Here is a 21495-nt window from a genome sequence, read left to right on the forward strand (position 1 = left end):
GAGCAGTTAAGCCCTACCGTGCTGATGGTACTGGGTTAACCCCCGGGAGAGTAAGTCGGCGCCACATTCATTAAATATAGAAGGTTAGTTAACACAAGATGTTGACTAACCTTTTTTTGTGTTTATACTTTACTCAAATGTAATAATATATTAAATCAAGCTATTTTATCTATTGAGAAGTGCTTTGAAAACTTTGAATTGCTTACCTTCGCTACACAAGCGCATAACATTATAAATAATAGAAAATGAAAAAAATAATTACCTATTTATCAGCTTTACTTCTTCTGTTTTCTTGTGCGACTGAATCAAAGCAAACAGAGGAGAAACAAGAAGAAAAAACATTAGGAGTAGGAGAAGCTTCTGATGATCAAATGCCTAAACTCTATGCAGGTAAAATTGATCGACTTCCTAATTTTGAATCAAAATACATCGACAGCAGAAATGTAGATGTTTATATGCCAGAAGGGTATTCCAAAGACAAGAAATATGCAGTTCTTTATATGCATGATGGCTTAATGCTCTTTGATTCGATGGTAACATGGAACAAGCAAGAGTGGGAAGTAGATGAAAATATCACTAAATTATTGCAAGAAAATAAAATTCAAGACGTAATTGTGGTTGCTGTACCCAATAATGGAAAGTATAGATCATCTGAATATTTGCCTCAAAAATCATTGAAAGACCTCTCGGAATCTGATATGAAAGCTGTATTGAAAAAAAGAGTAGAAGGTAAATTACTGTCGGATAACTATTTGAAATTCCTTACGAGCGAATTGAAACCCTATATTGATAGTCATTATCCTACTTATTCTGATAGAGAACACACATTTGTAATGGGGTCAAGTATGGGAGGATTAATCTCGATGTATGCAATTTGTGAATACCCTGAAGTATTTGGCGGAGCTGGATGTTTATCCACACATTGGCCTATGGTTTATGCTGAAGACTTTACAGATGCAGAAAACAAAGCGGTCACAGATGGAGTAATCAATTATGTTGATAATAATCTGCCAGATCCTAAAACACATAAGATCTATTTTGATTTTGGAACAGAAACATTGGATTCTCAATATGAGCCTTATCAAAAAAGAGTAGATGTGATCATGAAAAAACATGGTTTTACATCTGATAATTGGATGACTGAAAAGTTCCCTGGTGAAAACCACTCGGAGGTAGCTTGGGCAAAACGATTAAATATCCCTTTAGAATTTTTATTGGGTAAATAAATCTAATAGTAGTAATGAAAAAAGCCAGGGTAATTAAAATTACTCTGGCTTTTTTTGTTACAAGATGTTTAATTAAACATTTGCTGGTGCCCAATCTCCACAAAGCATACCTTCAGTTGCTTTTGCAGGTTTAGAGCAGTTGTCTTTTTGGAAGAATGCACAGTTAGTACATTGAATAGCATTGATTAATTCAGATGCACTAGAGAAGCTATCACAAGTATATTTTTCGTTTACTTTAACATTGTGTACGTTACAAGTTAATGATTCAGCTAACTCAGCACAGCTTTTACAGTTTGATGATAATCTAATAGACATATTTTTATCGTTTAGGTTTAAACTTTTATTTCTTAATTGATGTTCAAATTTAAGTCATAAACTACGATTAGAACAAATTAAGCTAGATATAAATAGCTGAAAATGATCAGTTTGTATTTAGATTGTTTCTAGTTAAACTTTATTGATAACTAGTCTAGATTACCTTGTCTTATTTAGAATTAGAACAAAAAAAATCAATGAATTAACGTATTGAAAATCCATTGATTATAATATTTTGAAAGTAAAAACTGCTTTATGTAAGCGTTACTGTGAAGCTCAAGTGATCAGTAAGGTCAACTTCTACATTTTGCTTTACAGTAGTTGATAATTCATAACCAGTGAAGCTAGGAATTACAGGGAATTTATGATATCCTCTATCTACCAAAACAGCTACTTGTAACTTTTCGATTCTAATCCCTAAGAAAGGTTTAATACTATAAGCTAGAGTACGTCCAGTATTCAATACATCATCTGCTAAAAGTATCACTTTCCCCTCCATCTCTTTTAAATCTTTATCTACCTCGATAAAGGTTTGTAGTGGAGCAGTTTTATCAATCGTAATTTTAGTAATGTCAGATGGGATCGTAGAAATTTTATCAAACTCAGCTTTTAATAATTCAGCAAAGTGATAACCATTTCCTTTAATCCCTGCGAATATAATTTCTTTCGCTCCGAAGTTATCCTCATATACTTCAAAGGCTATACGGCGTATTTTCTGAACGATCTGCTCATGTTTTAAAATAACATTGCTAATAGTCGTCATGATTACTTCTTATTTTTAATATTAAACCATTAAACAATATCGAAATCAATCGATCGTTTTTCAATGTTTGTTTCTTTTACAATAACTTTTACTTCGTCTCCTAGCTGATAAGTTTCTTTGTATTTCTGTCCTGTAACAATCATTGCATCAGGATCAAAAATGAACTGATCATGAGTCATAGAAGAATATCGAACTAAACCTTCACATTTAGTGTCTTTAAGTTCAATAAACATTCCCCAATCTGTCAATCCAGAAACAGTACCCTCCATTTCTTCACCAAGGAATTCAGACATAAACTCAACTTGCTTGTATTTGATAGAGGCTCTTTCAGCGTCTGCTGCCACTTTTTCTCTAGCAGAAGAGTGTTTACAGCGATCTTCAAACTCATTTTCGTCAGCAGATTTACCCTTGTCTAAATAATGTTGTAATAAGCGATGTACCATTACATCAGGGTATCTACGGATAGGTGAAGTAAAGTGCGTATAGTGAGCAAATCCAAGTCCATAGTGCCCTTCTGGGTTGGTAGTATAAATGGCTTTTGCCATTGTACGTATGGCTTGTTGCTCAATGATGTTTTGTTCCGGCTTACCTTCAACTTCTCCAGTGAGGTTATTAAGAGAGAATGCAATTTTCTTTTCCGTAAGGTCTAGGTCATAACCAAATCGTTTTGCAAAAGTAGCAAATTGAGCAAGTTTTTCAGGGTCAGGATCACCATGCACCCTGTAAACCATAGTAACAGGCTTACCGTCTTGTTTTTTACGGAAGATAGACTCAGCTACTCTTTTATTCGCAAGAAGCATAAACTCCTCGATCATTTTATGAGCGTCTTTTCTGATTTTTGGAGTTAACCCAGTTGGTTTGCCATTTTCATCCAAATCAAATTTCAATTCAACGGATTCAAATGAAATTGCACCATTTCTAAATCGAGCATCTCTAAGTTGATGAGCGATGTCGTTTAGAATATTAATTTCTTCTTGGAAGTCACCTTCTTTAGATTCAATTCTTTCTTGTGCTTCTTCATAAGAGAAGCGTCTATCAGAATGAATCACCGTTCTACCAAATGACTGCTTATAGACTTTTCCTGTTTCATCCATCTCAAAAATCGCAGCAAAAGCTAAACGATCAACATGAGGATTTAATGAGCATAAGCCGTTAGAAAGTTTCTCTGGTAACATTGGTACCGTACGGTCTACCAAATAAACTGAAGTAGCTCTTTTGAAAGCTTCTTCCTCTAATAACGATCCAGGAGTCACATAATGAGAAACGTCGGCAATGTGAACACCAATCTCATAATGACCATTTTTCATCTTTCTGATCGAAAGAGCATCATCAAAGTCCTTTGCAGTGACTGGGTCAATCGTAAATGTGGTTCTATCTCTGAAATCTTTTCTGTTTTTGATTTCATCTTCCGGAATTTCGTCAGGAATAGCATCAGCCTCAGCATCTACTTCTTTAGGGAATTCAAATGGAAGACCGAATTCAAACATGATAGAGTGAATCTCAGTTTCATTGTCACCTGCTTTACCTAAAACCTTAGTGATTTTACCAATAGGTGATTTATCATTCTGTTTCCATTGCGTAATCTTGGCAATTACTTTATCCCCATTTTGTGCATCTCCAATTTTTTCAATAGGAATAAATAAATCATAGAACATTTTTCGATCTGAAGCGACCACAAAAGCAAAACGCTCAGAGATCTGTAGCTGTCCTACAAACTCATCTTTTTCACGCTTAATGATTTTGGTGATTTTAGCTTCATCACGTTTTCTTTGTCTATTGTAGAAAGTAGTGAACTCAACTTTATCTCCGTTGAGTGCTCTGTTCATATTGGGTAGTAACACACGTATATCCTCAACCTCTTCTCCAGCAGGAGTATCGACGATTAAGAATGCAAATTTTGGATTGACAAAATCAACCGTTGCAGTTCTGGCATTTTGTTGCTCTTCTTGCAACAATATAGATTGATATTTCTTACCTTTCAGAAGAATTTTTCCTTCATCTGCTAAGGCAATCATTATATATTTGAGTTTATCTTTATCAGTTTGACTTTTAATTCTAACATCTTTGACGATTTGTCGAAGACTAAAGCCCATATCAGGTCTTGAATTTAAAAGTTCAATGATATTTTGTATGGTATGAGAATTAAGGCTACTTCTTCTTTGTACCTTTTTCTTTGTTTTTATATTCTTTTTTCTGGTTTTTGCCATGCTTATGATTTACATCTAATAAAAGACGGATCAAGTTTGCTTGTAAAAAAGTAGGAGATGCCAACTTAATCCTTCTAATTGCTAAATTACGATAAAATCCTAGTTATAGGACGATGATTACGAAACTATGTTGAGAAGTTTTTACTTAACCCTTCAAATTTTAATTTTATTCACTTCTACTTATGCTCAGAAGTCCCAAAAACTGTGGGAAAATGAGGAGGCGTTACAGTGTGCATCGTCCATTATGGATGCTTTGTATAAATGTGATTACAAGACCTCTGATTCTTTGATGCTCAAGTATGTGGATATTATGGAGGAACATTCTTCCACAGCTATATTGAAAGGATTGAATGTTTATTGGAGAAATGTACCGTTTGATTATGAAGATGATGAAAAGGTAAGTTTATTATTTGAATATTTAGATGAATGTATAGCATTATGTGAAGCCTCTTATAGTGAGGATGAGAATGATTTTGAGTCCATTTATTTTTTACTTTTAGCTCGAAGTGTAAAAGCAAGAACGTATAACCATATTGGTTCTACATGGAAGGCTGTATCTGAGGCAAAAGAAGTTTATTCTTTGACCATTAAGGGAATGAAAAACTTGGACCGGTTTGAAGAGTTTAACTTTTCATCGGGTATCTATAATTACTATCGTGAGTTTTTCCCTGAGGCCAATCCTATTTACAAGCCATTTTTAAGTTTTTTTCCTTCGGGTGATAAAAAATTAGGAATTCAACAGTTAGAATTAGCACAACAGCGAAGTGTTTTTACATCAACTGAGGCAGGCAGGTATCTGATGTGGATTTATACTAGAAGTAAGGATAGTACAGCTTTGACTTTAGCGTATCACTTTCTAGATAATTATCCTGAAAACCATCTTTTTGTTTTTGAGGGGTTAATTGCATTGATTTTTTTTGAAGAGTTTCAACGGAAAGAAGTACTAGGCTATATAGCACTTATGGAAAATTCATCGGAAAAGTTGAATCAGATTGGCGGAATGATAATGAAGGGTATTTATTATTTTGAGAATGAGGACTATCAAGCATCAAAAGTATTATTGATGGAATCAGATAAACAGTTGCAGGAATTAGAATCGAGAAAGGAATATATAGATTCACCTCTTTATGCTTATTTATACGCTCTCAACGTACTCCAAAAGAAAAAAGATCAGTCCAAATTTTATAAAAGAAAAGCAGCTAATACTGAGTATGGAATACGAATAATAAACCACCTCAATGAGAAACTGCTTTCCAAATAATGGTATAATATTATTCGAATAAATCTTTTTGAGTGAATTTGAAAGGCAGTAAGTCAGATACAGATTGCATTTCATAAATATCTTTTTGCCCCTTCATCAACAGACGGATTGGGCTGTCTTGTTTTACCTCGTATTCTAACATAGCTTGTCTACAAGCACCACAAGGCGATATAGGAATAAAGCTTTGTTCTTCTCCTTTTCTTGCAGCAATTGCCATTGTTAATATTTTCTGATCGGGGTATTGGCCTCCTGCCCAGTAAATAGCACTACGTTCAGCACACATTCCGGAAGGGTAAGCCGCATTTTCTTGGTTATTTCCAGTGACTATTTGGCCATTTTCAAGAATTAAAGCTGCTCCAACATTAAAGTTAGAGTAAGGTGCATAAGATTTGAATGTAGCTTCCTCAGCGAGGCGTAAGAGTTCTTGATCTTCCTTGGATAATTCATCAATATTATCATAAGTGACAATTTCGATGTTAAGGTTTAATTTTTTTGCCATATCTTTTCTTATTTAGAAAATTAAGATACAGAAAAAGCCTTTAGAATTCATATCCTAAAGGCTTTCTTTATCAAAAGTACTGTTAATAATTATTTTCCAGAACCTTTTCTTTGTACATCTTTAATGTCTTTACGAACATTATCGTCATAAGCTACAATCCATGCATCTTTTACGCCCATTGCTCTCATATATTTTTTGAACTGATCAGCTTCGCCGTAATCACGGAAATATGCAATTGTATATTTTTTCAGACCGTCTTGATCTTCCATCCAGAAGTTACCTTTATCCTGGAATTTTGATAAGTCACGGTTTTTGAAAGCTCCAATTTGAACTTTATAAACAATACCTTTAGTATAATCATCACCTGAATGAGAAACGTTATTATCCATTTTCTTCTTCAGCTTCGCATTTTCCTCTTTTAAGTCAGCGATAGTATTATCTTTTTCTTTCAATTGTGAATTAAAAGAACCTTTCTCTTGCTCTAATTTTGAAATTTCAGCTTTTAAACCAGATGCTTGACCTCTAAGCGTATTTAGCTCTTGTGTCATGTCTCTGAACTTAAGGGGATCAGTATTTTTTAGCTTTTTCTTCCATTCTTTTACTTCTGCTTTTTCATTTTTCTTTGAATCAGAAGATTTGCTTTTCTTTTTCTTTTTTTGGGCGTATAGATCATTATCTACAGCTATAAAACTAAATGCGATAAAGAGTAATATAAATATCCTTTTCATGGTAAAATTATTTTTCAATACTATTTGTTAAGAATAACCTTAAATAACGTTATTTTATTTTGTTGAAGAATGAAAAAAAGCAAGAATGCTTTATAAAAAATATAAACATAATTTTTTTCATCTAAAAACATCAATGTTTATGCCACTATATTAACGAAAATTGCTCTAACAGTAAAAATCTTTTTCTAATAACCTTTAAATTCGCAACACAGAGACTTATACACTGTAATTAAGATTTTTTCAAGATAAACCATTATTTTTATGAACGCTGTATTGCAACGAGTTTCTTTCGCTAAAGTTGAAGTGGGAGGTATTGTGATTGGAGAAATTCAAAAGGGATTGATGATTTTGTTGGGCGTTAGTCAAGATGATGAAAAAGAAGATCTTCAATGGTTAGCTAAAAAAATAGTGGGAATGAGAATTTTTTCTGATGAAGAAGGGAAAATGAATAAGTCGGTGCAAGACGTAGATGGTAATATATTATTGATTTCTCAATTTACTTTGCAGGCAAGTACTAAAAAGGGCAATAGACCGTCTTATATTGGTGCAGCTCACCCCGATAAAGCGATTCCACTTTATGAAGAGATGATCAACACGCTACATCAACTTACAGGAAAAGAAATTCAGACTGGAGAATTTGGTGCTGATATGCAAGTTTCATTGTTAAATGATGGTCCAGTGACAATCGTAATAGATTCAAAAGATAAAAAATGAGATATTTTTTCTATTTACTTTTTTCAATAATTACATTTTTTGCGAGTCAAAGGAATTTGTATGCCGTTGAGTTCCCAATTCAAGATAAATGGCTGATTTACGAAAGTAAAGTCAATGGGTTTGTTCCGTATATTCCTGAAGAACACCCTTTCGTGAAAAACTTCTACCTCCTTTTAGATGTTAAAAATCTAAATGGTTTAGGAGTAGAGTTCATTATTCCAGAAAATGCTGCGGTATTTGTAAATAACCAACTCCAAGATATTTCCAAAAAAGATAACGGACTTGTTTATTTCTCTAATTCCAAACTCAAAGAGCAACAAAAAGTGACAGGGGAGCTTTTATTTGTTGTGAATACAGTAGATGGAAGTGCACCTCAAAGCTTTTTTGTTGATAAGGAAGTTCCATATGATAAGTTGAATTCTAACTCTATCATGAATAAAAGCACCTATAAAGAGAAATTTAGGTATCATTCTGATTTTAGAGAGATGCTTTTAATGTGGTCTCTGATTGTTTTTGCTTTTGTAGGTCTTGCAGCCAAGGTTGGAGGGTTAAAAACAGGAGCAAATTCATTGATAAGATCTTTTGAAGGAGTGACGATGGGAAGGGGAGATACTACAAAAATGAACACTCTTCAGTTGATCATGTTTATTTTTAGTTTTACCTTAGTAGGAAGTCTAGCATTAATGCTGTTCGGAAATGGTGAGATTTGGCTCTCTCAAGTCACCTCTGCAGAACTGAATAAAGACGTTTCAGCCTTTGCAATCAACATTTTCTATGTTATGGTTGCAATTTTAGGTTTTGTAGCGTTTCGATTGATAATAATTTATTTTTTAGGAAATATTTTTTCGAATACGAATATACCGTCGATTCATGGGGCAGAATTCTATAAATTAACATGGGTTTATGTACTGTTTTATATGATTATATGCGTTTTTTGGACACTAAATCCATTTTATATCTCTTGGGAGTTTATGAGGCTTTTTATAGGGATCGGCTTTCTTATAAAAAGTTTTTTAGTGTATATCGCTGTATCTAAACAAGTAAACTTTAGAAATAATTATTTATTTTCGTATTTTTGCGCGACCGAATTCCTTCCTTCGTTGTTAGCGGTGAAGGTTTTCATTAGTTGAATTTCTTATAACTCAAAGTAAATCTTTTTTAACTTCGATTTACTACATAAAAATAGATAAAACAACATGGCAAACGACATAGCAGGAAAAGTGGTGAAGAAAGCTGTGAAGTCAATATTGGTGTCTCAACCGGAACCCGCCAATCAAAATTCTCCTTATCACAAATTAGGAGAAAAGTATGGAATCCAAATTGATTTTCGTCCTTTTATCGAAGTAAAAGGCGTGACAGCCAAAGAATTTAGAGCTCAAAAGATTAATATCTTAGAGCATACAGCAGTGATCTTTACATCTAGAAATGCCATAGACCATTTCTTTAGATTATGTAAGGAACTGAAGGTTGAAGTGCCAGCAGATATGAAGTATTTCTGTATCTCTGAGCAAACTGCAAATTACCTTCAGAAGTATATTGTAGTCCGTAAACGTAAGTTGTTTACAGGTTACAAGACTGCTAGGGACATGTTTGATCTATTCAAGAAGTTTAAAAACGAGAAGTTCTTATTCCCTTGTTCAGATATTAGAAAAGAGGATATTCCAGATTATATGGAGTCTAATAATATCGAAATGAATGAAGCGATCATCTACCGTACGGTAGCCGCTGATTTATCAGATCTTAGCGATATTTATTATGATATGATTGCTTTCTTTAGCCCTTCAGGAATTAAATCGTTATTTACGAACTTCCCTGATTTTGAGCAAAAGGAAACAAGAATTGCTGCATTTGGCCCCACTACAGCTTCAGCTGTAAGAGATGCTGGTTTACATTTAGATGTAGAGGCACCATTACCAAATGCTCCTTCTATGACAGGTGCAATCGAGTTGTATATAAAAGAGGCGAATGAGTAAAACCTTTACGCTTTAAGATATTGAAACACCACAGTTTTGTGGTGTTTTTTTTATGTTTGATATAAGGTAATACTTTATTTTTTTGTTAATTGTAGCAGAAGATTCCTAAAAATATAGTAACTTCTAACAGCACTTTATAAACGAAGAATAGAAATCGATGTGTTAATTTCAGAATCTCAAAAGAAATTAATTCAACTTGAAGCAAAGTACTTATCCTTCTCTTTATTTAGTCTGTAAATTATTTAACTCTATCATCAATTTTAGGGAGAATTGACCTAACCTGACTTATAAATTATGCATTTGACAAAATTTTTCATCATGAGCTTTCTTGTCATGATGTGTTCTCATCTTAGCTCTCAAGCACAACAAGATCCTCAATTTACTCAATACATGTTTTCAAAACCTTTTCTGAATCCAGCAGCTGTTGGAATGACTTCGGAAGAAACAGAAGTGGTTTTATTACATCGTACACAATGGCTAGGGTATGAAGGAACTTTTGAAAACGATGGTACATTGAATACCCAGTTTTTCTCAATAACCTCACCTATTCAATCGAAGAGATTAGGGGTAGGTTTCCATTTAGTAAATGATGATGTAGGGTTGATGTCAAATCTTGAAGCGCAATTGTCTGTGTCATATTTGGTTCCCTTAAAAAGTGGTTCTTTATCTTTTGGGTTAAGAGCTGGAATTTATGACCGTAGCTTAAATACTGATAGGTTGAGATTTGTAAATGAAAATGATCCCTTATACAATGGAGGGCAGCCTTTAAATTCGATTGTGCCTGATATTTCAGCAGGAGTATATTATCAAAGTGAAAAGATTTATGCCGGTATAGGAGCAAAACATTTATTAGAATCAGACTTTGATGGTGGTAGTTCTTCCCCATTTAGTGCGTTGGGAATGTCCTTTAATGGATTATTTGGAATGTCATTGGATGTCACTAATAATCTTATTCTTCAGCCTTCTATTTTGATGAGAACGGATTTAAATACTTTTACTTTTGATTTAACTGTTTTGGCGAATCTTCAAGAGTGGGTGTATGTAGGTGCAGGACTTAGAGAAATGGAAGCTTTAAGTGCACTGGCAGGTGTTTATTTGCTGAAAAATAGAAAACTACACTTAGGCTACGCTGTTGATTTTACAGTAAAAGATCAATCAGCCAAAGCACTAACTTCTCATGAGATATTACTTTCTTTTGGTTTTGGTGCATTTGGGGGTAAATCACCTTCAGTGATTAGAACTCCACGCTATCGTCACGACTAATTTCAACTCACTATTTTAACCTGTTTTTGTTTTTTTTTTCTCAATTTTAATTTTTTGGATTCATTTTTGTTTCATTGATGTTTGATAATGTTTAGTTATAATATATTAACGTTCATTGTCTAATAGAAAAAGAAACGTATCAATCCAATAGGAGAATTTTTTATCATATGAAAAGCTTGTCAAAGAAAAGGCTAATAGGAGCGTTAAGCATTTTGGCTGTCTTAACACAAAGTTGTGGCGGCCTACTTGGAGGTGGTAGTGATTCCGATCAAGGTAACCTGATTGGTTCACAAGATCGACCTGAATGGGATCCACAAGTAATACCTTATGGAATGACTAGTGTACCAGGAGGAACATTCCACATGGGACAGGCAGATGAAGATATTACTTACTCTATGATCAACATGAACAAACAAGTTACAATTAGTGGCTTCTTCATGGATGAGACAGAGATCACAAATAATGAGTACCGTCAGTTTATTGAAGGTATGGAAGCTGAATCTGATACTAGTGCAGATTGGACTTTCGAGCAAATTCAAGAAGAATTGCGTCCTGATACAACAGTATGGGAAAAAGATTTTACTTACCACATGGGTGAGCCAATGCAAGACTATTACTATAGTCACCCTGCATTTGATGATTATCCAGTTGTAGGTGTTACAAGAAGAGCTGCGGTAGAGTTTTGTGCATGGAGAACAAGACATTACAATGGTTACAGAACAGAACAAGGACTTGCAGAGATGCCGGCGTTTAGATTACCTACAGAAGCAGAATGGGAATATTCAGCGAGAGGTGGTCTTGATATGGCTAAATACCCTTGGGGTGGTCCTTATGTGAGAAATGGTAAAGGTTGTGCTTTAGCAAACTTTAAGCCAGGTAGAGGTAACTATTATGATGACGGTTATTCTTATACATCTCCAGTCGGAGCTTACTTCCCTAACGGATTTGGTCTTTATGACATGTCAGGGAATGTAGCTGAGTGGTGTGATGATGCATACAATCCATCGGGTTATCCAATTGTTTGGGACTTAAACCCTACTTATACAGATCCAAATGAGCCAAAGAAAATCGTTAGAGGCGGTTCTTGGAAAGATATCCCATATTATATCCAAACGGGAACAAGATCATACGAGTTCGAAACACAAGCAAGATCATATATAGGGTTTAGGTGTGTTATGATTAATCTAGGTAGATCATCTGGATTAGATTATTAGTAAAGTGAACCTAAACAAGGAACACAAGTTTATCCAAAACAATCAATTTAGACAATTTTAGAAGCAAAATGAGCCATTTACACGAAACAGGAAGAGCAAAATTCTACAGAGTATACGTTCCTATTTTAACTAACCTTGGAGCAGCAGTAGTAATTGTAGGTGCAATGTTTAAAATTCTTCACCTACCTAACGGTGGACCTATTCTTGCAGCTGGTCTTATCACAGAAGCATTATTATTCTTTATCGGAGCATTCGCTCCAGCTGCACCTTTCGAAAAGCATTACGATTGGGCATTAGCTTACCCTGAATTATTATCAGAAGAAGCAGCAGCAGCTCCAAAGAAAAAAGCAGTTAAGGCTGATCCTAAGAAAGATATTGCAGCTTTAGGTGCAATGGATAAAATGCTAGCAGATGCGAAATTAACTCCAGAAGTATTCAAAAACTTTGGTGCTGGAATGGAGAACTTAAATAAATCAGTTGGTCAAATGAAGTCAGTAGCTAGCGTTGCTGGTGCTTCAGACGAGTACTCTCGTTCATTACAAGTAGCTACAAAGTCTATGGGAGACTTAAACAAGTCTTTCTCTACTACTGTTTCTGCTATGAAAACAATGGAAGGTACTGCAGCTGATTCTAAAGCTCACCAACAACAAGTTCAAGCTATCACTAAGAACTTAGGTGCATTAAATGCAGTTTATGAAATGGAATTAAAAGATGCTAATAACCATCTTAAAACAATTAATAAATTCCACGGCAACTTAGCAACTGCTGTTCAAAGCATGGATGAAGCAAGTAAAGAAGCTACTAAGTTCAAGACTCAAATGACTGCATTAACAACGAACTTAACTTCGTTGAACAATGTATATGGTAAGATGCTTACTGCAATGAAAGGCTAATTTAGTCTTTCAGACGTTCATATTTTGTATAAACCTTAACAAAGAAAAGGACTAATGGCAGGAGGAGCAAAAGAAACCCCAAGACAACGGATGATTGGTCTAATGTACTTAGTACTAATGGCCATGCTAGCGTTGAACGTGAGTAATACAGTACTTGATAAATTTATCTTTATCGAGCAATCATTAGAGAACTCTAATCATATTACTGCACAGGAAAATGATAGACAGTTACACGCAATTGAAGGTGCAGCTGCTAAAAAAGTAAATGAAACAACAAAGCAAGTTTTAGAAGATGCAAAAGCTCTTCGTAAAGAAACTGCTGAAGTTATTGCATATATCGATAATCTTAAAGAAGAAATCGTAAAGAAAACAGGTGGTTACGAGCACGGTGAACTTAAAGGTAAAAGTGATACTCAAAAACCAGCTGAGTTATTAATCGGTTTAGAAGGTAAGAAAAACGGTAAAGCATACGAATTAGAGAAGAAGTTAAATGCGTTAGCGAAACATTTTGATGATGTAGCGATAAAGCACGATACTTCTAAAACTTGGCAGGCGATCGGTAAATTAGCGAAGCCAGCTAAGGAAATGGATCAATACAAAAACGACAAGGATAATAAGAACAAAGATTTTGCTTATATCCAATTCGAAGAAACTCCGACAGCAGCATGTATGGCAATTCTTTCTGAAATGTCATCAGAAGTACTTCAAAACGAAACAAAAGTTTTAAAAGTATTAAATGATCGTGTTGGTGGTAGAGTAGTATTTGATAAAGTTGTTGCGGTTGTGAAACCTACTTCAAAATATGTTGCAGCTGGTTTAGAGTATGAAGCGACAATGTTTATTGCAGCGTCATCATCAGCAGCAAAACCAAGAATGAAATACAACGGAAGTACTATTAAAGTAGTAGATGGTATTGGTGAGGTTAAATTCCCAGTTAAGCCTGCGAAATATGATAAAAACGGTCGTTCAACTCAATCTTGGAAAGGTGAAATTACTTACACTACTCCATTTGGCGATACTACATTATTAGTGGAAGAAGAGTATGTAGTTGTTAAACCTACTATTGAAGTTAACTCTGCTACTGTAAATGCACTTTACAGAAACGTAGCAAACAAATTAGTAATTGACGTACCTGCTTTAGGTGAAGCTTACAATCCTCAATTCTCAGCAACTAATGCTAAGGTGATGAGTTCAGGTAAAGTAGCTACAATCATTCCAGATGTTAAGGCTAAAGCTGTAGCTTTAACAGTTAAGAGTAGTGGAAACACAATTGGTACTAAGAACTTTAAAACAAGAGGAGTTCCAAAACCAACAATCACTTTCCCTGGAATTGATTTAAAGAAAGGTATTAGTTCTAAAACAAGAACACTTAAAGTTCGTCCTAAACCGGACGAGGAATTCAAAGCAGCATTACCTGATGAAGCTAACTACCGTGTAGTGGAATGGGAAGTAACTGTTGCATTTGGTACAAAACCATTAGCTGGTCCAGTAAAGATCAAAGGTGGTAAGCAAGATTTCGATATTGGAAGTCTTTTGAAAAAGGCACCTAAAGGAACACCAGGTGTACGTGTTGTAGTAGATGTGAAAACAGTAGTTCGTAAAAACTCTCAGGGACAAACTGAAAAAGTTTCTGGAGTAGGTGGAATTACTACAATCTCAGTAAACTAAAGAATCAAGATTATGAAAAGTCTAAGAGGATTACTTTTACTAGCATTTGTAGCAGTTGCTAGTATGACTTACGCACAGGAGATTGATGAGAGTGAATGGAATAAACATTCAGTTAGACCTGTTCGTAATGCAGATATAATGTTTAAGAAAACGGTTTGGTATAGAGTAAACCTTTCTGATAAAATAAATCAGCCGTTCTTTGCTAAAAACCGTTGGTTACCTAAACTGATGATTGATGCAGTAAAGAGTAGTTTACTTAGACCATATGAGAATGACTCTTTAAAGAAGCGTTTAACAATAGACGAATTCAAAGAGCGTATCAAACGTCCTAACGAAGGCGGTGGTGACTCAGGCGGTGACGACTGGGGCGGCGGCGACGATTGGGGCGGCGGAGGCGGCTGGGGCGACTCAGGCGACTCAGGCTGGGGTGACTCAGGCGGAAGCGCTGGAGGAGCAGCAGTTGCAGCTAATGATGAATTATATCCTGAAGATATCTATCTAATGGATATTAAAGTAGACATCTTATTTGACCGTAGAAGAGGTAAATGGGTTCATGATATCCAAGTGATTACACTAGTACTTCCTGCTGAAAATAATGGTGGTACTCTTGAAAGAATGGTAGCTTCATTTAGTTATAAAGAAGTTGTTGAAAACCTTTTCAAAGAGAACAGAGATGCTTTATGGTACAATGATAGAAACTTAGCAGAAAGTAAGAACTTATCAGATGCTTTTGACCTATTGTTATATCAAGGTAAGATTACTAAATACACTAATACACAAGATAAAGATATTGCTTTATTGTATGGTGATGCTAAAGGTGATATTGCTTTGATGAAAGGCTTAGAATACAAATACGATCTAGTAGAATACGAGTCAGACTTATGGTCAAACTAGTATAATATTAGAACAAAATATAAAAAGAGAATCATGTGAAAATGGTTCTCTTTTTTTTGTCATAACTTTTATGATGATAATAAAACTTTTCTCTTATCTATATTATCTAATATGTGATGAAGCAAGCAAACAAATATTTTATCAAATTCTATGATAAGATTGTAGATATTATTCTGCTAGTGTAAGAGATACTTTAAAGATCACTAGAGATCACAAGTATTTCTAATTCTTATAATATTTAATGAATATGTTTGCAATAATTTATCATTACAGTAGAATAAGCTTATGGCTGAAGTTTATGAATAGTTAGGAGAAGAATTACTTTTGGAAGTTATATTTCAATAGAAGAAATAAAATTAGACATAAAAAAAGGCTAATCCATCAAATGATAGAATAGCCTTAATTATATTGATTCCTTCGTTGGAAGGAAGTTCATTACTTACCAGTTGAAACTCTGTGGAATGATTTGATCACCATACCTGATTTCACTGAACCTACGTAAGATTTTACAGATTGACCTGGCTCTTTTACGTAGTCTTGGTTCTCAAGAGTGTTCTCTTTTAAGAATTTCTTCACATATCCTTCAGCAATACGCTCTAAGATATGCTCAGGTTTACCTTCTTGACGAGCACGCTCAACACCAATTTCTCTTTCTTTAGCAACAACAGTTTGATCAACGTCTGCTTCAGATAAAGCTAATGGACGCATAGCAGCAACTTGCATACCTACGTTTTTACCAGCTTCTAATACAGCGTCGTCAGCAGCCTCAGAAAGTTCAACTAATACTGCGATAGCATTACCGTGCTTGTAAGCAGCAACAGCAGCACCCTCAACATTAGCGTAACCGCTAATTTCCATCTTCTCACCCATTTTTGCAGTTAAAGCAGTGATTGCTTCAGTAGCAGGAGCTCCGTCGATTTCTAATGCAAGTACTTCCTCAGCAGTCTTAGCGTCGGCAGCAACAGCAGCGTCAAGTAATTTTTGTCCTAAAGCTTTGAATTCGTCGTTAACTGAAACTGGTTCAGTTTCACAAGCGAATGCTAAAGCTACAGATTTAGAGTTGTCAGCGTTTTCATAAACGAAAACTTGACCTTCTGTAGTCTCTCTGTCAGCTCTTTTTGCAGCTAATTTTTGACCTTTTTTACGAAGGATTTCAACTGCTTTTTCGATGTCGCCTTCAGCCTCAGTAAGGGCTTTTTTACAGTCCATCATACCCGCACCAGTGATAGTACGTAGCTCTTTAACGTCTTTTGCTGTGATAGCCATCTCTATAAAAGATTTAAAAGAATGGTTGAAAATTGGTAGAAATACTCTACCCTTAATTTATTTACGAACGAACCCGCAAGGTACTAAGTACGATGCGGGTCCGGCTTTAAACCCTAATAAGCTTGAATTATTTCTTATTAGCTGCTAAGCCTTCTTTTACTTTAGCTTTCAATTCGGCCATCTCAGTACGGATAGCCTCAAGAGCTGCAGTATCACGCTCAGCTTTCTTCGCTTTGAAGATGTCGCCTTGCTTCACTTTTAAGTCGTGAAGTTTAGCTTCAAGCTCTTTGATATCTTTAATATCCATTGTAATCAAATTTTAAAGGTAATACGGTGAATTACTCAGCAGAAGCTTCATCAGCTGCTTTTTTCTCTGCTTCAGCAGCAGCACTTGCAGCTTCGTCACGCTCCTTCTTACGCTCGCCAATTCCTTCTTCGATTGCAGAACCTACAGCACCCATGATAGCACTTACAGATTTGAATGCATCGTCGTTTGCAGGGATTACAAAATCAACTCCTTCAGGGTTTGAGTTTGTATCAACCATTGCAAAAACTGGGATACCTAATTTTTGAGCTTCTTTTACAGCGATTGACTCACGCTTAACGTCAACGATGAATAACGCAGCAGGAAGACGAGTTTGGTCAGCGATACCGCCCAATACTCTTTCTAACTTCTCACGCTCACGTTGCATCATAAGACGCTCACGCTTAGCTAATGAATTGTACTCATCACTCTTCATTAACTTGTCAATTGATGTCATTTTTTTCAATGACTTACGTACAGTTTGGAAGTTAGTTAACATACCACCTAACCAACGCTCAGTAACGTAAGGCATTTTTAAACGTGCAGCCTCTTGTGCAACGATGTCTTTTGCTTGCTTTTTAGTAGCAACAAACATCACTTTACGACCAGACTTCACAATATTTTTTAAAGCATTTTGTGCTTGCTCTAAAGATGTCTTTGTTTTGTTCAGGTCAATGATGTGGATACCATTGCGCTCCATGAAAATGTAAGGAGCCATCTTTGGGTTCCACTTTCTGGTCAAGTGACCAAAGTGAACACCTGCGTCAAGCAGTTCTTTGTATTCTAAATTTTTCATTGTTTCTAACAAGTAGAGTTTTTTGCAAAACGTAATTTAAAGCAGTATGGCAGATAGTCTGAAAAAGACCATCTTTGCCAAAATAACTGCATAATCCAGATTAACGCTTCGAGAATTGGAATCTTCTTCTCGCTTTTCTGCGACCTGGTTTCTTTCTTTCGACCATACGAGGGTCACGAGTTAAGAAACCTTCTGGTTTCAATGTCAATCTGTGTTCTGCGTCAATTTCGCATAGCGCTTTAGAGATAGCTAAACGTACAGCTTCCGCTTGTCCGTTAATACCGCCACCTTGTACGTTTACGTTGATATCGTACTTGCCAGACTCATTAGTCAATTCTAATGGTTGTTGCACTTTGATTTGCAAAACCTCAGATGGGAAATAATCCGCAAACTCACGTTTGTTGACAGTAATTTTTCCTTCACCTTGAGACAGGTAAATTCTTGCTACAGAAGTTTTTCTTCTGCCTGAAGTGTTAATTACTTCCATCACTAAATTTTATTAAAGTTCAATTTTCTTTGGTTGTTGTGCTTCATGCTTATGCTCGCCACCTGCATATACATACAAGTTACGGTATAAATCACGGCCCAAACGTCCTTTCGGCAACATGCCTTTTACTGCGTTCTCAACTAATCTTGTTGGGAACTTTGCTTTCATTTCTGTAGCAGTTCTTGATTTAAGACCACCTGGGTAACCAGAGTAACGAAGGTATACTTTTTCGTCCCACTTTTTACCTGAAAGCTTCACTTTTTCTGCGTTGATAACAACTACGTTATCACCACAGTCAACGTTAGGTGTAAAGCTAGGCTTCTTCTTGCCACGTAAGTACATAGCAATTTCTGTAGCTAAACGACCCAATGTTTTACCTTCAGCATCGATCAAGATCCACTCTTTTTGAGCAGTTGTCTTGTTTACTGAAACAGTTTTGTAACTGAGTGTATCCACTGTGATTCTTCGTTTTATTTATTAAAACTTGAAGTATTTACATCACTGAAATACAGCTACTTGCAAATACCTCGACCTGAACACGCAATACGGGTTAACGTATGCGACGGGCAAAGGTAGAACATTATTTTGTGATTACCAATACTTTAGCAATTATATATGTTTAAATAATTCATAATCACCCCATAAAAATAAGGTGTTCATTATTGATAATGAACACCTTATGAATTAATATTTTATAAACTTAATGTAAATTTACTGTATAGTGACTGTTTTTGACCACGTTCCAAACATTGGAGTACTATTTCCAGTACACCCGATAGTGGAGTTGTAATAATTGTAAATGATTGATATTGTAAATTCATTTTGAGGTAATTCTGAATTTTCTCCAGGTCTACTTACTGTATATTCTACATTGAAATTGTAGACATAATATCCATTGCTATCTTTTTCTAGTTTATGTTCTTTTACTTCAAAACCAATTCTATTGGAATGAGGAAGTGTAGCCGGAATGTTGTCTACAACAGCATCGAACCCGCCTTCCAAGACACTAGTTCTAAATTGAATACCTGTTTGTCCGGGAATATCAACAGAGGTAGTTGTGCCATTGTATGGGAGTACAGATTTAAAAGTTCCTGTTACAGTAAACTTATCACCTTCTGTAGCTGATGAAGGCACTTTTGTACTGTCGATTTCCATGATAAAAGGTTCAGCTACTACTTTGATTTTTTGTTCCACATTTGATGTCTTCCCATCATCAGTATAAGCTGTAAATGTGATTGTGTAATCACCTTTACTGTAAGGGGCTAATTGCCTATAATTCAAATAGCCTTCATTTTCATTTAATGTAGTGTCTTGGGCTTGAATACAACTGCCATCACCTGTCGTTTCAAGGTCGCTTATTGGTTTATCGCTATTTGTTTTGGCGAGAACATCAAGATGAATTTCTTGCAGTGAGTAGATTTCTAAAATGTCTTGTTGATTTTCAATTGAAATTGATGGAGGATTATTAGGTGTTTCATTATTGTCATTACTTGAACAGCTAAATAGTTGTACAGATAGAATGGATAAAATGATGATTGATAGGTTTTTCATGGTAGTATATTATATGTTACATTATAATTAACGATTGCAGAGAATATAGGTAGAATGTATTTTACATTTGTTTTATAATTTATTGAAAATTACTCTTAAATAAAAAAAGCTAAGTCCATTGCTGAACTTAGCTTCTTATTAATTTTAGTATTCAATAAAGAGTACTAAATGTATATTTTTAATTACCACTGGAACAATGGGAATTGACGCATCCACTCATTGATTTCAGCTCTCACTTTATCAATTTCAGCATCATTTTCGTGATTCATTAACACGCGGTCGATGAAGTCAACGATTTTACCCATATCAGCTTCTTTCAAGCCACGAGTAGTAACAGCTGCAGTACCAACACGCATACCAGAAGTAACAAATGGAGATTTGTCGTCAAATGGTACCATATTTTTGTTGATAGTGATATCAGCTTTGATTAATGTATTTTCAGCGATTTTACCTGTCAAGTTCTTCGAACGAAGGTCGATCAACATCATGTGGTTGTCAGTACCGCCAGAGATGATATCATAACCTTTTGCTAAGAAATGTTTTGCCATTTCTTGAGCGTTTTTCTGAACTTGAGTAGTATAAGCATCATATTCAGGAGTTAAAGCTTCGCCAAATGCGATTGCTTTAGCAGCGATAACGTGCTCTAATGGACCACCTTGAGTACCAGGGAAAACACCTGAGTCTAATAAAGAAGACATCATACGTACTTTACCTTTTGGAGTTTTGTATCCCCAAGGGTTCTCAAAATCTTCACCCATCATGATCACACCACCTCTTGGTCCACGTAAAGTTTTGTGGGTAGTAGTAGTTACGATATGACAGTGCTTTAAAGGATCATCTAATTTACCTTTAGCGATTAGTCCTGAAGGGTGAGAAATATCGGCTAATAATAAAGCACCAATTTCGTCTGCTACAGCACGTAATTTTTTGTAGTCCCACTCACGTGAGTAAGCTGAAGCACCTGCAATGATTAATTGTGGTTTTTCTTCACGAGCAGTTTCAACAACTTTATCAAAGTCGATTAAACCAGTTTCTTTTTCTACACCATAAAATGTAGGCTTGTATAGTTTTCCTGAGAAGTTTACAGGAGAACCGTGCGTTAGGTGACCACCATGAGATAAGTCAAAACCTAAAATTTTATCACCTGGCTTTAAAACGGCTAACATAACTGCAGCGTTAGCTTGAGCACCAGAGTGTGGTTGAACATTGGCCCAAGCGGCACCAAATAATTCTTTTAGACGGTCAATAGCAAGGTTTTCTACCTCATCTACTACTTCACAGCCACCATAATAACGTTTGCTAGGCAATCCTTCAGCGTATTTGTTTGTCAATACACTGCCCATAGCATTCATCACTTGTTCTGAAACAAAGTTCTCTGAGGCGATAAGTTCAATTCCAGAAATCTGTCTTTCTTTTTCACGATCTATAAGATCAAAGATGATGTCATCTCTTTTCATGGTTGCAAAAGGGGTT

The 21495-nt window shown here is 35.4% G+C and carries 22 protein-coding genes; 10 read left to right on the plus strand and 12 right to left on the minus strand.

All coding sequences use genetic code 11. The features are described from left to right. Positions 1–245 precede the first annotated feature (245 nt). Entirely contained in the window at positions 246–1226 is a 981-nt protein-coding gene (locus IC221_RS00005; RefSeq protein ID WP_223241242.1) for an alpha/beta hydrolase, read from the plus strand. A 72-nt stretch (positions 1227–1298) separates the two neighbouring features. On the opposite strand, the gene IC221_RS00010 is transcribed toward IC221_RS00005, so the two are convergent. The 3 genes from IC221_RS00010 to rnr all read right to left on the minus strand — a co-directional run bounded on the left by IC221_RS00010 (position 1299) and on the right by rnr (position 4511). Further along, positions 1299–1541, minus strand: coding sequence for a hypothetical protein (locus tag IC221_RS00010; protein ID WP_188167024.1), 243 nt, complete (start codon positions 1539–1541; stop codon positions 1299–1301). A gap of 253 nt (positions 1542–1794) precedes the next feature. Continuing rightward, positions 1795–2304 carry a phosphoribosyltransferase family protein gene (locus tag IC221_RS00015; protein ID WP_044211770.1) on the minus strand — a complete coding sequence of 170 codons (510 nt, stop codon included), beginning with the start codon at positions 2302–2304 and terminating at the stop codon, positions 1795–1797. Positions 2305–2333: 29 nt separating this feature from the next. After that, positions 2334–4511 (minus strand): ribonuclease R, encoded by a 2178-nt coding sequence (rnr, locus tag IC221_RS00020; RefSeq protein ID WP_188167025.1) that lies wholly within the window; start codon positions 4509–4511, stop codon positions 2334–2336. Positions 4512–4638: 127 nt separating this feature from the next. Between rnr and IC221_RS00025 the strand changes: the two genes are divergently transcribed. Continuing rightward, a complete protein-coding gene (locus tag IC221_RS00025; RefSeq protein WP_188167026.1) occupies positions 4639–5772 on the plus strand; it encodes a hypothetical protein in 1134 nt (377 codons plus the stop codon). Between the two features lie 10 nt (positions 5773–5782). On the opposite strand, the gene cdd is transcribed toward IC221_RS00025, so the two are convergent. Beyond that, positions 5783–6271 (minus strand): cytidine deaminase, encoded by a 489-nt coding sequence (gene cdd / locus IC221_RS00030; RefSeq protein ID WP_044211776.1) that lies wholly within the window; start codon positions 6269–6271, stop codon positions 5783–5785. 89 nt (positions 6272–6360) lie between these two features. After that, a complete protein-coding gene (locus tag IC221_RS00035) occupies positions 6361–6999 on the minus strand; it encodes an Ezrin/radixin/moesin family protein (protein WP_188167027.1) in 639 nt (212 codons plus the stop codon). 261 nt (positions 7000–7260) lie between these two features. Between IC221_RS00035 and dtd the strand changes: the two genes are divergently transcribed. The 8 genes from dtd to IC221_RS00075 all read left to right on the plus strand — a co-directional run bounded on the left by dtd (position 7261) and on the right by IC221_RS00075 (position 15618). Further along, positions 7261–7713, plus strand: a complete 453-nt coding sequence (dtd, locus tag IC221_RS00040) for a D-aminoacyl-tRNA deacylase (RefSeq protein ID WP_044211779.1) — start codon at positions 7261–7263, stop codon at positions 7711–7713. Then, positions 7710–8843, plus strand: a complete 1134-nt coding sequence (locus IC221_RS00045; RefSeq protein WP_188167028.1) for a DUF4271 domain-containing protein — start codon at positions 7710–7712, stop codon at positions 8841–8843. The genes dtd and IC221_RS00045 overlap by 4 nt, the downstream gene beginning before the upstream one ends. Before the next feature lie 66 nt (positions 8844–8909). Further along, entirely contained in the window at positions 8910–9686 is a 777-nt protein-coding gene (locus IC221_RS00050) for a uroporphyrinogen-III synthase (RefSeq protein WP_044211785.1), read from the plus strand. A 318-nt stretch (positions 9687–10004) separates the two neighbouring features. Then, positions 10005–10949 (plus strand): type IX secretion system membrane protein PorP/SprF, encoded by a 945-nt coding sequence (locus IC221_RS00055; RefSeq protein ID WP_188167029.1) that lies wholly within the window; start codon positions 10005–10007, stop codon positions 10947–10949. A gap of 167 nt (positions 10950–11116) precedes the next feature. Next, positions 11117–12163 (plus strand): SUMF1/EgtB/PvdO family nonheme iron enzyme, encoded by a 1047-nt coding sequence (locus tag IC221_RS00060; RefSeq protein WP_172665954.1) that lies wholly within the window; start codon positions 11117–11119, stop codon positions 12161–12163. Positions 12164–12231: 68 nt separating this feature from the next. Beyond that, positions 12232–13056 (plus strand): gliding motility protein GldL, encoded by an 825-nt coding sequence (gldL, locus tag IC221_RS00065; protein WP_044211791.1) that lies wholly within the window; start codon positions 12232–12234, stop codon positions 13054–13056. Between the two features lie 54 nt (positions 13057–13110). Continuing rightward, positions 13111–14724: a gliding motility protein GldM gene (gldM, locus tag IC221_RS00070; protein WP_044211794.1), complete on the plus strand. Its 1614-nt coding sequence runs from the start codon at positions 13111–13113 to the stop codon at positions 14722–14724. A gap of 12 nt (positions 14725–14736) precedes the next feature. Then, positions 14737–15618, plus strand: coding sequence for a gliding motility protein GldN (locus IC221_RS00075; protein WP_188167030.1), 882 nt, complete (start codon positions 14737–14739; stop codon positions 15616–15618). Between the two features lie 435 nt (positions 15619–16053). Here IC221_RS00075 and tsf read toward each other — a convergent pair whose 3' ends face one another. The 7 genes from tsf to glyA form a co-directional block, all read right to left on the minus strand. Then, complete coding sequence (gene tsf, locus IC221_RS00080; protein ID WP_169655500.1) at positions 16054–16884, minus strand: translation elongation factor Ts; 831 nt, start codon at positions 16882–16884, stop codon at positions 16054–16056. Positions 16885–17011: 127 nt separating this feature from the next. Next, entirely contained in the window at positions 17012–17191 is a 180-nt protein-coding gene (locus IC221_RS00085; RefSeq protein WP_044211810.1) for a hypothetical protein, read from the minus strand. A 31-nt stretch (positions 17192–17222) separates the two neighbouring features. Next, positions 17223–17984 (minus strand): 30S ribosomal protein S2, encoded by a 762-nt coding sequence (gene rpsB / locus IC221_RS00090; RefSeq protein ID WP_062619111.1) that lies wholly within the window; start codon positions 17982–17984, stop codon positions 17223–17225. A gap of 100 nt (positions 17985–18084) precedes the next feature. Continuing rightward, positions 18085–18471 (minus strand): 30S ribosomal protein S9, encoded by a 387-nt coding sequence (rpsI, locus tag IC221_RS00095; protein ID WP_044211815.1) that lies wholly within the window; start codon positions 18469–18471, stop codon positions 18085–18087. 12 nt (positions 18472–18483) lie between these two features. Beyond that, positions 18484–18927, minus strand: coding sequence for a 50S ribosomal protein L13 (gene rplM / locus IC221_RS00100; RefSeq protein WP_062619110.1), 444 nt, complete (start codon positions 18925–18927; stop codon positions 18484–18486). A gap of 255 nt (positions 18928–19182) precedes the next feature. Continuing rightward, positions 19183–20022: a hypothetical protein gene (locus tag IC221_RS00105; protein ID WP_188167031.1), complete on the minus strand. Its 840-nt coding sequence runs from the start codon at positions 20020–20022 to the stop codon at positions 19183–19185. A 182-nt stretch (positions 20023–20204) separates the two neighbouring features. Next, a complete protein-coding gene (gene glyA / locus IC221_RS00110; RefSeq protein ID WP_044211847.1) occupies positions 20205–21479 on the minus strand; it encodes a serine hydroxymethyltransferase in 1275 nt (424 codons plus the stop codon). Between the last annotated feature and the right edge of the window lie 16 nt (positions 21480–21495).

This window comes from Flammeovirga sp. EKP202 (genome assembly GCF_014534745.1).
Taxonomy (GTDB): Bacteria; Bacteroidota; Bacteroidia; order Cytophagales; family Flammeovirgaceae; genus Flammeovirga.